We start from the raw sequence: 15,477 nt of genomic DNA on the forward strand, positions 1-15,477 counted from the left end.
GGGGAGGGGCCGGTGCGCGGAGGGTTCTCCGGCCGGGGGTTCACGCCGGCCTCCGGAGCGAGACGAGGTGGGCCAGATCGCGGTCGCTGAGCTCGGTGAGGGCGGCCTCGCCGGTGCCGAGGACCGTGTCGGCCAGGGCCCGCTTCGCCTCCAGCAGTTCGCCGATCCGGTCCTCGACGGTGCCTTCCGCGATCAGCCGGTGCACCTGCACGGGCTGGGTCTGGCCGATGCGGTACGCCCGGTCCGTGGCCTGTTCCTCGACGGCCGGGTTCCACCAGCGGTCGTAGTGGATGACGTGGGCGGCCCTGGTGAGGTTCAGCCCGGTGCCCGCCGCCTTGAGGGAGAGCAGGAAGACCGGGACCTCGCCGGACTGGAAGCGGTCCACCATCCGTTCCCGCTCGGCGACCGGCGTGCCGCCGTGCAGGAGCTGGGAGGGGACGGCGCGTGAGGTGAGGTGGGCGGAGAGGAGCCGGGCCATGGTCACGTACTGGGTGAAGACGAGGACGGAGCCGTTCTCGGCGAGGATCGTGTCGAGGAGTTCGTCGAGCAGGGCGAGCTTCCCCGACCGGTCGACGAGGCGGGTCGGCTCCTCCTTCAGGTACTGCGCCGGGTGGTTGCAGATCTGCTTGAGCGAGGCCAGCAGCTTCATGATCAGGCCGCGCCGGGCGATGCCCTCCGACGCCTCGATGAACGCCATCGTCTCGCGGACCGTCGCCTCGTAGAGCGTGGCCTGCTCGCGGGTGAGGAAGACGGGGTGGTCGGTCTCCGTCTTGGACGGCAGCTCGGGGGCGATCCCCGGGTCGGACTTCCTGCGGCGCAGGAGGAAGGGGCGCACCAGCCGGGCGAGCCGTTCGACCGCTTCGTCGTCCTCGGGCCCGGCGGCCGTACCGGTGTTCTCGACGGTGCGGGCGTACCGGGCCCGGAACGCCTTGAGGGGGCCGAGCAGCCCGGGGGTGGTCCAGTCGAGCAGGGCCCACAGCTCGGAGAGGTTGTTCTCCACGGGGGTACCGGTGAGGGCGACCCGGGCGGGGGCCGGGATGGTGCGCAGCGCCTTCGCGGTGGAGGAGTGGGGGTTCTTCACGTGCTGGGCCTCGTCGGCGACGATCATCCCCCAGCCGTGGTCGGCGAGCCGGGCGGCGCTCGACCGCATCGTGCCGTACGTGGTGAGGACGAAGCCGCCGTCGGTCCCGGTGAGCGTGCGGTCGGTGCCGTGGAAACGGCGTACGGGGACGCCGGGGGCGAACCGGTTGATCTCCCGGTGCCAGTTGCCCAGCAGGGAGGCGGGGCAGATCACCAGGGTGGGCGCGGGGTGGGCACGGCGCAGGTGGAGGGCGATGAGGGTGACCGTCTTGCCCAGGCCCATGTCGTCGGCGAGGCAGCCGCCGAGGCCGAGCGAGGTCATCCGGTCCAGCCAGGCGAGGCCGCGCAGTTGGTAGTCGCGGAGCGTGGCGTCCAGGCCGGGCGGCGGGGCGACGGCGGTGGCGTCGGCGGTGATGCGTTCCCGGAGTGCGGCGAGCGCCCCCACGGGCACCGCCTCGACCCGTTCGCCGTCGACCTCGGCGCTGCCGGTCAGGGCCACGGCGAGGGCGTCGACCGGGTCGAGCAGTCCGAGCTCCCGCTTGCGTGCCTTGCGCACCAGCGCGGGATCGACGACGACCCACCGGTCCCGCAGCCGCACCACCGGCCGATGGGCCTCCGCGAGCAGGTCCATCTCCTTCTCGGTGAGCTGTTCGTCGCCCAGCGCCAGCTGCCAGTGGAACGAGAAGAGGTGCTCGGCGTCGAAGAACGAGGTGCCGTCGGTGGCCGATCCGGGGGCGGGCCGTACGACGGCGGAGGCCGTGAGGGAACGGACCAGCTCCCTGGGCCAGTGGACGCCGACCCCGGCCGCCGCCAGCCGGGGCCCGGCATCGCCGAGCAGCTCGTACAGCTCCTCCTCCCCGATGGCCAGGACATCGGGCACCGGCTGGTCCAGGAGGCGTTCCAGCGGCGCCCAGACGCGGGCGGCGCGGCGCAGGGCCAGTACGGCGTCGACCCTGGCCCGCGGGCCGAACGGCTCGCCCGCCCCGCCGTTCCACAGCGCGGCGGCGTCGGTGACGTGCGTGGGGTCGGCGAGGCTGTGCACCTGGACGACGGCCGCGGCGGCGCGCCGCACACCACCGGAGCGGCCGTGCGCGTCGGCCGGGTGATGCGGACCGGCATGGGCCTGCACGTCGGGCCGGTCGTACGTGTCGGCCGGGGCATGCGTGTCGAAGAGTTCGTACGTCGAGAGGTCCAGGCGCAGCGAGATCCGCACCCCCGCGTCGAGCCCGGACGCGACCTCGACCGCCCAGTCCCGCGCGTCCGGCAGGTGCTGGGCCTCGCGGGCCGCGAAGGGCGCCCCCATCGCGTGCGCGGCGGCGGGCGTACGGGGCAGGGTGTCGGCCACCGCGTCGAGGAACGCCCCGATCAGCCACTCGGGGTCGGGGACCCGGAGCGGTGCGCGGTCCGGGAGCGGGACGGCGTGGCCCTCGGGCGGCAGGGCGGCGGCGATCGCCCGGAGGTGGGCGATGTCCTCGGCGTCGCGCGGGCCGGCCCGCCAGGCGTCGTGGTCGTCACCCGTCAGCCCGGGGAGCAGTCTGCCGCGCGCCACCAGGTTGAGCGCCTGGAGCGCGGCGGCGCCCCAGCACCGCGTGGCGGCGTGGGCGGACTCCTGGTGCCTGCCCCGGACCAGCAGGGGCAGGGCGTCGGCCACGGACAGCAGCACCGCGGGCACCGTGTGCCGGCGGACGTCGCCCCGCGGGCCGTCCCCGCGGACGACGTCGATCTCGGACGCGCTCGGGGCGGGCGCCGGCCCTCCGGGCTCCGCGGGAGGTCCGCAGACGTCACCCGGCTCCGGGAGCGACCCGCCGTCCGGATCCCAGAAGGCGACGCGTCCGTCCCTCGGCAACGAGGCGGGCAGGAACACCGCGGCGCACCGCAGGAGACGGACGACGGCGCCGTCCTGCCGGCTTCGTGGCGTGGCCATCCGTTCCCTCCCCTCCCGCTCCGACCCTCATGGGCACCTTGATCCTTACGACTCCCGCCGAGTCTAGGCGGGGGGTGTGACAACCGGCCGCGCACCCATGTCTCAGCAGGTCAAGAGCCACATGGCTGATAACGGTCCGGCTCGGCCGGTACGGGACGGAAGCCAGGGAACAAGGGAAGCGGAACGAGGCCGTCCGGCGGCTCGACACCTCGGCGCTCAGTGCCGGGCCAGCGGCTTCGAACGGCTGGGCCGCGCGGGAACGGCCGACGCCTGCGACGGCTGGGGCTGCGACGGCTGGGGCTGTTGTTGCGGCGGCTGCTGTTGTTGCGGCTGCTGGGGTTGCGACTGCTGCTGCGTCTGCGGCGGCGACACCTGCTGCGGCTCGGACTGCTGCAGCGCGGACGGCTGCGTTGCCGACTGCTGCGGTGCGGACTGCTGCGCCCGCTCCAGGAAGCGGAGCAGCTCCACCGGGAACGGCAGCACCAGCGTGGAGTTCTTCTCCGCCGCCACCGCCACCACCGTCTGCAACAGACGCAGCTGGAGCGCGGCCGGCTGGGCAGACATCTCCCCCGCCGCCTCGGCCAGCTTCTTCGATGCCTGGAGCTCGGCGTCCGCGTTGATGACCCGGGCCCGCCGCTCACGGTCGGCCTCGGCCTGGCGCGCCATGGAGCGCTTCATCGTCTCCGGGAGCGAGACGTCCTTGATCTCCACCCGGTCGATCTGCACGCCCCAGCCGACCGCGGGGCTGTCGATCATCAGCTCGAGCCCCTGGTTCAGCTTCTCGCGGTTGGACAGCAGGTCGTCCAGATCGCTCTTGCCGATGATCGACCGCAGCGAGGTCTGCGCCATCTGCGACACCGCGAACCGGTAGTCCTCCACCTGGATCACGGCGCTCGCCGCGTCGACGACCTTGAAGTAGATGACCGCGTCCACCCGTACCGTCACGTTGTCCCGGGTGATCCCGTCCTGGGCGGGCACCGGCATCGTCACGATCTGCATGTTGACCTTGCGCAGCCGCTCGATGCCGGGGACCACCATGGTGAAGCCGGGCCCGCGCACCTCGTCACGGAGCCTGCCCAGCCGCAGCACGACGCCCCGTTCGTACTGCTTGACGATCTTGGCGGCCGCCGCCAGGTAGAGCGTGCCCGCCGAAGCCGCCGCCACCAGCGCGATTACGAGATCCTGGACCATGACGGCCCCCTGAAGAACGGAAACGATCTGACCCGAGCAAGCCAGCCGCTATTACCACGGTATGCCCAGTATCAACCGATATGAACACGGCTCGGGCCTCCGTCCTCGCGACTGTCGCCCGCCCGGCCGCGCCCCGGGTGCCGGGCCCGCGGGGAGCGGGCAGGGTGACCAGCGTCAGCACGTACTCCGTGGCACACGCGGCACCACTGCCGACGGACCAGCCCGGACGAGACAGACGAGGACCCGCCCATGCCCGTGACCGATCACCGACGCCGCCGCCTCGGCATCGCCGCAGGGACCGCGCTCCTGACCCTCACCGTCGCAGGCTGCTCCGGCCTCGGCCGGACCGCGGTCGGGCCGATCGTCTACACGACCCAGCGGAACGTCGACATCGCGGTGAACAGCCCGCCGGTGAAGGGCTGCCACCGCCTCGCCCCCTCGGGCGCCAAGGCCGTGTTCAACGAGACCCTGATCGACATCGTCCTGTACCGCACCTTCGACTGCACCGGCCCGGGCACGACGTACCTCGCGACCGGCCTCAGCGACTTCAATCCCCCCGGCGTCCTGCCCTGGCGCAGCTTCAGCACGATCCACTGACCGACCGCGCGGCCCCGGCCCCCCGCCGTTCCCCTCACACCGAGCGGCGGGCGACCAGGGCCGCGCTGATGTGCTGGAGGTCGGCCGGGCGGGCCGGGGAGAGGCCGGTCAGCCGGTCGATGCGGCGTATGCGGTAGTCCACGGTGTTGGGGTGGATGTGCAGGGCCGCGGCGGTGGCCCGCCGGTCCAGCCCCAGTTCGAGGTACGTCTCCAGGGTGCGCAGCAGGTCCGGCTTCGCCTCCAGCGGCCCCAGCAGCCGGGCGAGCCCGCGCAGGGCCTCGCTGGGCCGGCTGAGCTGGTATTCGAGCAGGACGTCGGCCAGTCGGTACAGGCCGGGCGGCCGGCCGGTGCGGGCGACCAGGTCGACGATCTCGGCGTTGCGCGCCACCGCGGCCGGCACCTCCTCCGGTTCGGCGGTCTCCGCGGCCGCGGTGACCGGAACGCCCGCCGCGCGGGCCGCCTCCTCGATCAGCGCGCACAGGCCGTCCGGCCCGCGCCACGGCGGCGGCGCGTCGGCGAGGGGCAGCAGCACCGTGCCGCCGGAGGTGTCGAGGGCGGTGAGCGTCGGCGTACCGGCGAAGTGGTCGAGGACCGTGCGGACGCGGCGGATCTTGCGCCGGGCCGCGATGCCGGATCCCGGCCCCGGTGACTGGTTCGACTCGTCGGGGTGCGGGGCCAGCGCGAGCGTCATCGTGAGGTAGCGGGCGGCCGGGCGCAGTCCGGTGCGGTGGGCGAAGCGGTCCAGGGGCTCGCCGGTCAGCAGGGCGGCCATCAGGGCGTGCCGGCCGCCGTGCTCCTGGCTGTCGAGGATCTGCCGGGCCTCCAGGTACGCGCTGCTGACGGCCGAGGTCAGCTGCTGCTGGAGCACCATGATGCGGTCCATGATCTCCAGGACGGTGGCGAGGTCGTCGGGCCGCGCCCCCTTCGCGGTCTCCTGCCAGCACATCGCCGTGCCGACCTGGTAGGCGGTGAGGATCGCGTCCAGCGGCACGCCCTCCTCCGCGCGCTGGGCCGCCGAGTCCCGCTGCTGGGCGAGTTCGGCGTCCGTGGCGGGGCGGCGGTGCTCGACAACGTCCGCGAAGAGCCGCAGGTTGTGCTGGACGATGTCGGCGATGTCGCCGGAGATCTCCTCGTGCGGGAGCTCGGCGTAGACCGGCAGGTCGGCCAGGAGCCGGTCGACCACACGGACCGTCAGAGCCGGTACGCGAGCCCGCAGTTGGGCGGCCACCGGGCGCCCAGCGATGGACAGCGGCCGGTCCCTCGGGCCCCGGAAAGCAGCGCGGTCCCCCTCGACGACCGGTGGACGGTTGTCACGCGTCACAAGTTCCCCCGCGGAAGTCTGCGTTACCCACCAGTTAAACGACGGCAGTTGAGTCTGCATGATGACCGGCGTCACGCGCCACGCCGCGTTCCGCCCCCCACCGTCGGAGGATTTCGTGAACCTGCCGCAGAACAAGGGCTTCTGTCGTTCCGTCAGGACCATTGCGGGCTCGCTCGCCCTGGCCGGTCTGGCCGTGGGGGCCGGCGCCGTCCCGGCATCCGCCACCGCCGAGGACGACACCACGTCCTACGTCGCGCTCGGCGACTCCATGGCCTCCGGACCGCTCGTCCCGGACATCACGGGCCCGCTGGCCTGCGGCCGTTCCACGCACAACTACCCGCACGAGCTCGCCTCGCGCCTCGGTGCGTCGCTGACCGACGTCACGTGCAGCGGCGCCGCCTCCAAGCACATGACCGAGAAGCAGTCGCTGTCGCTGCTCGACATCCCGATGGGTTCGGCGCCGCCGCAGTTCGACGCGCTGCGCCCGGACACCGACCTGGTGACGCTGACCATCGGCGGCAACGACGCCGGGCTGGTCGGCATCGCGCAGAAGTGCACCACCCTCGACCCGAACGCCACCCCGTGCAAGGAGAAGTACAACGAGGGCGGCGTGGACCAGGTGGGGCAGCGCATCGCGGAGTTCGCGCCGAAGCTGGGCGTCGTCCTGGACACGATCCACCAGCGCTCGCCGCACGCCCGGGTGGTCGTCACGGGGTACGGCCTGTACATCAAGCCCGGTGGCTGCTGGCCGCTGCAGCCGGTGCTTCCGGTGGACGCCGACTTCCTCCAGGGCAGCGTCGACCGGATGAACGCGGTGATCGCCCAGCAGAGCGCCGCGCACGGCGCCGAGTACATCGACCTCGCCACGCCCAGCAAGGGCCACGACTCCTGCCAGTCCCCGTCGGACAAGTGGGTCGAGGGCTACGTGCCGACCTCGCTCGCCGCCCCGCTGCACCCCAACCGCAACGGCGAGGCGAACTACGCCGCCATCATCGGCGCACACATCCAGGGGAGCTGACCGGCGTTGCGGCACCGATTGCTGCGCGGGCTGCTGGCGGCGGCGCTCGGCGCCGCCGTCCTGCTCGCCCCGGACGCCCCGGCGGCCCGTGCCGCCGGGGCGTCCGGGGCCGGCTGCGACCCGCTGGCCCCCACCGAGTGCCTGCTGCCGTTCCCGAACGACTGGTACACCCGGCCCGACCCGGGCACCGACACCGGCCGCCGGGTCTCCTTCGACGCCACCGCACTGCCGCCCACCGCGAGCGGCCGGACCATCGACCCGACGGCCTGGAACCGCTCCGACGGCTTCTCCCCCGGCTCGACCCTGATCGCGCACGTCCCCGGCCTGGACCCGGCGGCGACCGGCGCGGCCCCGCTCACCGACATCGGCCGCTCCCTCGCCCCGGACGCCCCCGTCGTGCTGCTGGACACCGGGACCGGCGAGCGATGGCCGTACTGGGCCGAGCCCGACGCCAACGCCACCGACCCCGCCCGCCGCGCCCTGCTGATCCATCCCGCGCGCAACTTCCGCGACGGCCACCACTACGCCGTCGCCCTGCGGAACCTCAAGGGCGGGGACGGGCGCACGATCCCGGCCGCCGCGCCGTTCGCCGCCGTCGCCGGGAAGCCGCTGCCCGCCGGGCATCCGCTGCGCGCCCGGCAGCACCGGCTCCGCCCGGCGCTGAAGGCGCTGCACCGGGCCGGGGTGCGGTCCGAAGGGCTGTACCTCGCCTGGGACTTCACCGTCGCGAGCACCCGTGGTCTCACCGGCGACCTCTTCACCGTCCGCGACGACGCGTTCCGCCGGCTCGGCGGCCGCCCGCCCGCGTTCGACGTCACCGACGTCACCGACTTCACGGCCGAGCAGGACCCCCGGATCGCCCGGGAGGTGACCGGCCGGATCAGCGTGCCCGGATACCTGGACCGGCCCGGCGGGCCCCCCGGCTCCGTGCTGCACCGCGGCCCCGACGGCCTGCCACGACGGCTTCCCGGGAGCACCCTGCTCGCCACGTTCCGCTGCGAGATACCGCGCTCCGCCTTCCGCACCCCCTCGCACCCCGCCCTCTACGGGCACGGCCTCCTCGGCCGCCGGGCCGAGGTCGGCGCGGGCAACGTCAAGGCGATGGCGGCGGAGCACAACTTCACGTTCTGCGCGACGGACTGGATCGGGATGGCCGAGGAGGACATCCCCGCGGTGCTCGGCGCGCTCGCCGATCCGAACCTCTTCCCCGCCGTACCCGAACGCAGCGAGCAGGGCATGCTGAACGCCCTCCTCCTCGCCCGCGCCCTGATCCACGCCGACGGCCTGACCACCGACGCGGCCTTCCGCGACGCGGACGGCCGCCCGCTCGTCGACATCCGGCACGGCATCGGGTACGACGGCAACAGCCAGGGCGGAATCCTCGGCGGCGCCCTGGTGGCCGCCTCGCCCGACATCCGCCGCGGCGTCCTCGGCGTCACCGGCATGAACTACGGCCTGCTCCTCAACCGCAGCGTCGACTTCGCCCCGTTCCAGCAGGTCCTGGACCGCTCCTACCCGGACAAGCTGCGCCAGCAGATCGTCCTCCAGCTGTTTCAGATGGTGTGGGACCGGGGCGAGACCAACGCGTACGCGAACCACCTGACCGACCGTCACCAGGTACTGATGCACATCGCGTACGGGGACCACCAGGTCGCGAACGCGGCGGCCGACGTGGAGGCGCGCACCATCGGCGCCCGGCTGGTCGCCCCCGCGCTGGCGCCGGGCCGCAGCCCGGACACCGTCCCGTACTGGGGCATCAGGACCGTGGCGCGCGACCGGCTGCCGTACCGGGGCTCCGCGATGACGGTGTGGGACAGCGGCACGCCCGCCCCGCCGCTCACCAACACCCCGCCCACCGGGCCGGACTACGGCCACGACCCGCACTCGGACCCCCGCAACTCGTCGGCCGCCCGTCAGCAGAAGGCCACCTTCCTGACCACCGGCCGTGTCATCAATGTCTGCGGCACCACGCCGTGCACCGCCGCCCCCACCTCCTGACACCCCCCACCCCCCGACAGGGATGCAGACAAGGAGCACCATGCGCACGCACCGCATCACCCAGGCAGCCGTCGCGGCCGCCCTGCTCGCCGGTACGGTCCTCGTCCCGCCCGCCATCGCCGCCACGCCCGCCCCCACGCCCGCGGCGAGCGCCACGGTCGGCGCGCGGGCCGCCGCCGTGCCGTTCACCGCGGCCACCGCCCTGCGCGCCGCCGACGGCGGCTACACGGTCTCCTGGTCCTCCCCCGCCGGATCGGTGACCGTCACCGCCGTCACCTCCCCCGACGCCACCACCGGCACCCCGGTGGGCACCGCCGCCGGCACCGGCTCGCTGACCGTCCCCGCCGGAACCCTCGACGGGGCGGGACGCTGGTACTTCCGGCTGGTGCCGGACAGCGGTTCCCCGCTCGTCGTCGCCGACCGCTCGCTCGGCATCGACTCCGCCCGCAACTTCCGGGACATCGGCGGCTACCGCACCACCGACGGGCGCTGGGTGAAGCCCGGCCTGGTCTACCGCTCCAACAAGATCAACAAGCTGACCGATGCCGAGCAGCAGCGACTGCTGGCCCAGCGGCTCACCCTCGACATCGACCTGCGCAACGCGGTGGAGCGGTACGAGGCCCCCGACAAGCTGCCCGCGGGTGTGAAGTACCAGGTCGCCGACGTGGTGTCGTTCGACCACGGCATCCGTTTCCACGACTCGGCGCTGATGACGCTGGCCGAGGCCATCGCGGCCGGGCTGTTCTCCGGCTCGTCCGACCTCGGCCAGTCCATCGGCTACCCGTTCATGGTCAACTTCATCGGCGCCGACTACGCCTTCCACGACCTGGTCACCGCCGTCGCGAACAACGACTCCGGTTCGACGGTCTACCACTGCAGCTCGGGCAAGGACCGCACCGGCTGGAGCACCGCCGTCCTCCTCACCCTGCTCGGCGTCCCGCGCGAGACCGTCGAGGCGGACTTCCTCGCCAGCAACCAGTACCTGGGCAACCCGAAGGCCGTCGAACTGAGCTGGCTGCACGCCGCGTTCAACCAGGTGGACAAGTTGTACGGCGACTTCGACAGCTACGTCCGCGAGGGCCTGCGGATCGACGACGCGACGGTGGCCAAGCTGCGCGCCAAGCTGCTGACGGCCTGACCACCCGTCAGCACCCGGTGTGCCGACGGGTGGTGCCCCCGCCGTCCATCGGCGGGCGGCCGCCCGTCAGCACGCCGGGTACCGCCCGGCCGGCCAGTCCACCCCGTGCTCGAACTCCACGCACAGGTCGTCGGCCACCTCGGTGATCACGGCCCGGCCCTCGGTCGCCACCAGCCAGGACGCCGGGAGGCACACGTCGCCGTGGCGCGCGCCGAGCAGATTTCCGCAGATCGCGCCGGTGGAGTCGCTGTCGCCCGAGTGGTTGACCGAGAGCAGCAGCGCCTGCGCCACCTGGTCGGCGCCGGGCAGCACGAGGGCGCAGTACACCGCGATGGCGAGGGCCTCCTCGGCCACCCAGCCCGCGCCCAGCGTCTCCACCTTCTCGCCGGTCGGCGCGCCCTGCGCGGCCAGGTCGACGGCCGCCCGCAGCGCCGCCGTGGTCTCCTCGTGCCCCGGGTGGCGGCCCAGCAGGTCCATGGCCCGCAGCACCGCGCCGGGCATCGAGTCGCCCTCCAGGAGGTGGGCGACGATCGCGGCGAGGGCCGCCGCCGCGTACGCGCCGGTCGGGTGGCCGTGGGTGATCTGGGCGCACCAGTGGGCGAGCCGGAAGCCCACCGAGGCGTCCTGTCCCGTCAGACCGAAGGGCGCCGAGCGCATCACCGTGCCGCACCCCTTGGACCCGGTGTTCACCGGTCCCGGCGTGCCCAGCCGGTCGGCCGGCTCGGGGACGTGACCGGTGGCGAGCCCGGTCAGACAGGCGTTGCCGGGGGCCCGGCGCGCGTACAGCCAGGGCTGCTGCCTGAGCCAGCCGGTCCGGATCGTGTTGTCGCCGCCCGCGGCGGGCGGGGCGGGGTGGTTCTGGGTGTCCAGCCAGCGGAGATAGGCGTTCCGCACGAGCGCGGTCTCGGCGCCGCCCGCCCCCTTCGACCTCTCCCGGGAATGGGCCCTGATCAGCCCCTCGGCCGTGAACAGCGTCATCTGCGTGTCGTCCGTGACCCGGCCGACCACCCCCTCCTCGTCCGGGAGGAGCCCCTGCACCCCGTGCTCGCCGTGGGCGCGGCGGATGCCGGCCAGGGAGAGGAACTCCACCGGGTTGCCCAGCGCGTCCCCGATCGCCCCGCCCAGCAGACAGCCCCGGACCCTCGCCCTGCGGCCGGTGCGGTCATTCCACGATGCGCCGTTCACGCGCGATCCCCTCGATCCGTTCGACATGTCCCGAAACGCCGTCGTGGTCCATCCTGGTAGGAGAGGCGATCGCCATGCGTACCGGCAATGAACCGACGACTGCCCGCAGTGCTCTGCGACTGCGGCTCGGGCTGAGTCTATGGGGGCTGGCCTGGGCCGTCTTCGGCGTGACCGCCTTCGCCCTGACCGACCGGCCGGGCTGGGCCGTAGCCTGCGGCCTGCTGCTCCTGCTGGTCCTGGTGGACCTGGCGGTGATCGTCCACCACATCCACCAGGGACCGCACTACCAGCCGGGCCGCGACATCCCGCCGTACGAACCCGACCGGGGCGGACGCGGCGGATACGCACCGGGCAGGTACGAACACCACGGGTACGGGCGCGGCCGGTACGGGCACTGAGCCGGGCCCGCCCGGGGCAGGAGCACGAGACGGGCCCCTGCCCGGCAGCGGGCTCAGTCCTGCGCGGGGAAGCGGGCCGCCTTCAGATACTCCGGGTTCGGGTCGAGCGCGGCCGCCAGCCGGAAGTGCCGGGAGGCGCGGTCGGAGCGTCCGGAGCGCTCGAAGGTGCGGGCCAGCGCGAAGTGCGCGAACGCGTTGTCCGGTTCGCGCTCCAGGACGAGCTCGAATTCGAGCTCGGCGGGACGCAGCTGGGCGGCGGCGAAGAAGGCACGGGCGCGCAGCAGCCGCGCCGCCGTGTTCTCGGGGTGGGCCGCGATCACCGAGTCCAGCAGCTTCACCGCACCACGGGGATCGCGCGCGTCCAGCAGGCGTTCGGCCGCGCGGAAGTCGATGACGTCGGTCTCCGGGGTCCTCTCGGGCACGTTCGCTTCCTTCCCTTCGCTACCGGAGCTCTCAACGCCCGCCCGGGGAACGGTATTCCGCACCGGTCCGCCGCCGCCACGGACCGGTCCACCGGCAGGCGGGCGGGCCGGTGGACCGACGGGGCGGTACGGGGATCAGCCGGCCGCGGCCCGCCGGGCCAGCTCCGACCAGACCTTGCGGACCTGCGGCTCCAGCTCCTCCAGCGGCCCGTCGTTGTCGATGATCAGGTCGGCCACGGCACGCCGCTGCTCCCGCGTGGCCTGGGCGGCCATCCGGGCGCGGGCGTCGGCCTCGGTCATGCCGCGCAGCCGCACGAGCCGGTCGAGCTGCGTCCCGGGGCTCGCGTCCACGACGACGACCAGGTCGTACAGCGGCGCGAGGCCGTTCTCGGTGAGCAGGGGGACGTCGTGGACGACGACCGATTCGGGGCCCGCGGCCCGTTCCAGCTCGGCCGAGCGGGCACCGACCAGCGGGTGGACGATCGCGTTGAGGGCGGCGAGCCGGTCGGCGTCGGAGAAGACGATCGCGCCCAGCTTCGGCCGGTCCAGGGTGCCGTCGGCGGTGAGGACGTCCGGCCCGAACGCGTCGACGACGGCCGCGAGCCCGGGCGTGCCCGGCTCGACGACCTCGCGGGCGATCCGGTCCGCGTCGATCAGCACGGCCCCGTACTCGACGAGCAGCCGTGACACTTCACTCTTGCCGGCGCCGATCCCGCCGGTCAGGCCAACTTTCAGCATGACCGGCAGCTTAGGGCCTGTCCGGTGGAACGGCCCCGGGCGGGGCGGGACGATCCGCCGGGAAGGCCGACGGAGGTCAGGCGTCCCCTTCGCGCTCCGCGAGGAACCGCTCGAATTCCAGGCCGATCTCGTCGGCGGACGGCAGGTCCACCGGCTCGGCGACCAGATTGCCCCGGGTCTCGGATCCGGCGACCGCGTCGTACTGGTGCTCCAGCCCCTCGACGAGCGAGACCAGCTCCTCGTCGCCCTGGCCGATCTGCCGCTCGATCTCGGTCTGGGTGCGGTGGGCCTCGGTGCGCAGCGCATGGGCGATGGTCGGCAGGACCAGACCGGTCGCCGCCGTGATCGCCTCCAGGGCGGTGAGCGCCGCGTCCGGGTACGCGGAGCGGGCGACGTAGTGCGGTACGTGGGCGGCGACGCCCAGGACGTCGTGCCCGGCCTCCATCAGCCGGTACTCGACCAGGGACTCCGCGGAGCCGGGCACCTGCGCCTCGTCGAACGGGCTGCGGTGGCCGGGCATGAGGTCCGTGCGGTTGCCGTGCGGGGTGATGCCGACGGGGCGGGTGTGCGGGACGCCCATCGGGATGCCGTGGAAATTCACCGCGAGGCGGACGCCGAGGCGCTCCACGATCTGCTCGACGGCGGAGGCGAAGCGCTCCCACTCCACGTCCGGCTCGGGCCCGGACAGCAGCAGGAACGGCGCCCCGGTGGCATCCTGGACGACCCGGACGGCCAGGGTCGGGGTCTCGTAGGCGCTCCAGCGGTCGCGCCGGAAGGTCAGCAGCGGGCGCCGCGCGCGGTAGTCGATGAGCCGGTCGTGGTCGAAGCGGGCGACGACCTGGTGCGGCAGCGTTTCGAGCAGTCCGTCCACGATCTGCTCGCCGGTCTCACCCGCGTCGATGTATCCGTCGAAGTGGTAGAGCATGACCAGGCCGGCCGATTCCTGGGCGAGCGCCATGTCGACGACGGCCAGGCCCTTCGGCTCCCATTCGTACAAACTCTGCGGGTCAGACACCGTTACCGCTCCTCCTCGTATTCCTGCACAAGAACGTCCGGCAGGGCACGGGCATTCCCGAACGGTGCCCGTTCGACCGGCCGTTCATGCCCCGCCTCGTGCGGAATCCAAGTCTCCGGATCTGCGCGGAAGCGGGAGCCCGGCATCGTCCTTCGCACCGGCACCGCACCACACCGCCCCCGTTCCCCGTTGCCGGGATCGCTCGCATCGGAGCCGCACGCATCGCGCCCCACTGCCACGGAGCCATGCTCCCGCCCACACCGCGCGCAGGCCCCCGTACACGTACCCGAACATTGGTCCAGACATTGACACGGCCAGGCCCCGTCCCTAGCGTTTCTGGGCAGCAAGTTCAGAGACTCGCCCCACATTCATGTACGAGAACCTCGAACTCCTTCGACGGGAAGGCACCCCCCATGCGCACCCGCACGCTGCTCCCCGCCCTGCTGGTCACCGCGCTCGCCACCGGCGGCCCCGCCCTCGCCGCCGCCCCCACCGCGGGCGCGGCCGAAGTCGTCGACGTGAGCACCGCCGCCCAGCTCAAGTCCGCCCTCGCCGCCGCGGCCCCGGGGGACACGATCCGGCTCGCCGACGGCACGTACACCGGCAACTTCAAGGCGACCGTCCCGGGCACCGCCGCCGCCCGGATCACCCTCACCGGTTCGGCCGGGGCGGTCCTCGAGGCCGGCGGCGGCTACGGACTGCATCTCAACGGCGCCTCCTACTGGACCGTCGAGGGCATCACCGTCACCGGCGGCCAGAAGGGCATCATGGCCGACGCCGCCACCGGCGTCGTCATCGATGCGGTGACCGTCCACGACCTGGACATGGAGGGCGTCCACTTCCGCAAGTCCAGCAAGGACGGCATCCTCAGGAACTCCCGGATCTACGACACCGGGCACGACGGCCGGGGCATGGGCGAGGGCGTCTACGTCGGCACGGCCAACGACCTCTCCGACCGCAGCGACCGGGTGCAGATCCTGGACAACACCATCGGACCGGGCGTGGGCGGCGAGAACATCGACATCAAGGAAGGCACCACCGGGGCGCGGATCATCGGCAACACCTTCGACGGCGGCGGACTGACCGGTGCCAACTACGACGACTCCTGGGTCGACGTGAAGGGCAACGACGTGCTGGTCGAGGGCAACCGGGGCTCCCGCACCACCAACAACGGCTACGAGACCCACACCCAGCAGAGCGGCTGGGGCTGCGGCACCGTCTTCCGCGACAACGTCTCGGACCTGACCGGCGCCACCGGGGACAAGCAGCTCGCGTTCAACATCACCAACCACGGCAAGAGCTGCCCGACCACGGTCCACGCCAGTAACACGGTGACCGGCGGCAAGGGACTGACCAACATTCCCGTCACGCCGTGACCGCTCGCGCGGGACGGCCGCGGACATGAGTGAGGCCCGCTCCCCGAAGGGAGCGGGCCTCACTTTCAGCTACTGC

At 73.2% G+C, this 15,477-nt stretch carries 13 protein-coding genes; 6 read left to right on the top strand and 7 right to left on the bottom strand.

Features of this window, described 5'->3' with window-relative positions; translation table 11 throughout:
* Positions 1–40: 40 nt before the first annotated feature.
* Both ACFYW1_RS05660 and ACFYW1_RS05665 read right to left on the bottom strand, forming a co-directional pair.
* The gene (locus tag ACFYW1_RS05660; RefSeq protein WP_388987462.1) at positions 41–3,004 is read right to left on the bottom strand and encodes an SNF2-related protein; all 2,964 of its coding nucleotides are present in this window, start codon (positions 3,002–3,004) and stop codon (positions 41–43) included.
* Between the two features lie 216 nt (positions 3,005–3,220).
* Positions 3,221–4,195, bottom strand: a complete 975-nt coding sequence (locus tag ACFYW1_RS05665) for a slipin family protein (protein ID WP_388987464.1) — start codon at positions 4,193–4,195, stop codon at positions 3,221–3,223.
* Positions 4,196–4,444: 249 nt separating this feature from the next.
* On the opposite strand from ACFYW1_RS05665, the gene ACFYW1_RS05670 reads away from it, so the two are divergent.
* Positions 4,445–4,792: a hypothetical protein gene (locus tag ACFYW1_RS05670; protein ID WP_388987467.1), complete on the top strand. Its 348-nt coding sequence runs from the start codon at positions 4,445–4,447 to the stop codon at positions 4,790–4,792.
* A 34-nt stretch (positions 4,793–4,826) separates the two neighbouring features.
* Here ACFYW1_RS05670 and ACFYW1_RS05675 read toward each other — a convergent pair whose 3' ends face one another.
* A complete protein-coding gene (locus ACFYW1_RS05675) occupies positions 4,827–6,041 on the bottom strand; it encodes a PucR family transcriptional regulator (protein ID WP_388988154.1) in 1,215 nt (404 codons plus the stop codon).
* Between the two features lie 187 nt (positions 6,042–6,228).
* Here ACFYW1_RS05675 and ACFYW1_RS05680 point away from each other — a divergent pair, with 187 nt between their 5' ends.
* The 3 genes from ACFYW1_RS05680 to ACFYW1_RS05690 are packed head-to-tail and all read left to right on the top strand — an operon-like array spanning position 6,229 to position 10,267.
* Complete coding sequence (locus ACFYW1_RS05680; protein ID WP_388987470.1) at positions 6,229–7,131, top strand: SGNH/GDSL hydrolase family protein; 903 nt, start codon at positions 6,229–6,231, stop codon at positions 7,129–7,131.
* A gap of 6 nt (positions 7,132–7,137) precedes the next feature.
* Complete coding sequence (locus ACFYW1_RS05685) at positions 7,138–9,129, top strand: hypothetical protein (protein WP_388987473.1); 1,992 nt, start codon at positions 7,138–7,140, stop codon at positions 9,127–9,129.
* Positions 9,130–9,169: 40 nt separating this feature from the next.
* On the top strand, positions 9,170–10,267 hold the full coding sequence (locus ACFYW1_RS05690) for a tyrosine-protein phosphatase (protein ID WP_388987476.1): 1,098 nt from the start codon (positions 9,170–9,172) through the stop codon (positions 10,265–10,267).
* Positions 10,268–10,333: 66 nt separating this feature from the next.
* Here ACFYW1_RS05690 and ACFYW1_RS05695 read toward each other — a convergent pair whose 3' ends face one another.
* A complete protein-coding gene (locus tag ACFYW1_RS05695; RefSeq protein WP_388987479.1) occupies positions 10,334–11,452 on the bottom strand; it encodes an ADP-ribosylglycohydrolase family protein in 1,119 nt (372 codons plus the stop codon).
* Positions 11,453–11,526: 74 nt separating this feature from the next.
* Here ACFYW1_RS05695 and ACFYW1_RS05700 point away from each other — a divergent pair, with 74 nt between their 5' ends.
* The gene (locus tag ACFYW1_RS05700) at positions 11,527–11,850 is read left to right on the top strand and encodes a DUF6343 family protein (RefSeq protein ID WP_388987482.1); all 324 of its coding nucleotides are present in this window, start codon (positions 11,527–11,529) and stop codon (positions 11,848–11,850) included.
* Positions 11,851–11,903: 53 nt separating this feature from the next.
* On the opposite strand, the gene ACFYW1_RS05705 is transcribed toward ACFYW1_RS05700, so the two are convergent.
* The 3 genes from ACFYW1_RS05705 to ACFYW1_RS05715 form a co-directional block, all read right to left on the bottom strand.
* A complete protein-coding gene (locus ACFYW1_RS05705; RefSeq protein ID WP_148834225.1) occupies positions 11,904–12,272 on the bottom strand; it encodes a tetratricopeptide repeat protein in 369 nt (122 codons plus the stop codon).
* Positions 12,273–12,407: 135 nt separating this feature from the next.
* The gene (coaE, locus tag ACFYW1_RS05710) at positions 12,408–13,010 is read right to left on the bottom strand and encodes a dephospho-CoA kinase (protein ID WP_388987486.1); all 603 of its coding nucleotides are present in this window, start codon (positions 13,008–13,010) and stop codon (positions 12,408–12,410) included.
* A gap of 76 nt (positions 13,011–13,086) precedes the next feature.
* A complete protein-coding gene (locus ACFYW1_RS05715; protein ID WP_388987489.1) occupies positions 13,087–14,025 on the bottom strand; it encodes a PAC2 family protein in 939 nt (312 codons plus the stop codon).
* Between the two features lie 413 nt (positions 14,026–14,438).
* Between ACFYW1_RS05715 and ACFYW1_RS05720 the strand changes: the two genes are divergently transcribed.
* Positions 14,439–15,401: a right-handed parallel beta-helix repeat-containing protein gene (locus ACFYW1_RS05720; protein ID WP_388987492.1), complete on the top strand. Its 963-nt coding sequence runs from the start codon at positions 14,439–14,441 to the stop codon at positions 15,399–15,401.
* The last annotated feature ends 76 nt before the right edge of the window (positions 15,402–15,477 follow it).

This window comes from Streptomyces sp. NPDC002669, from assembly GCF_042889165.1.
Classification (GTDB): Bacteria; Actinomycetota; Actinomycetes; order Streptomycetales; family Streptomycetaceae; genus Streptomyces.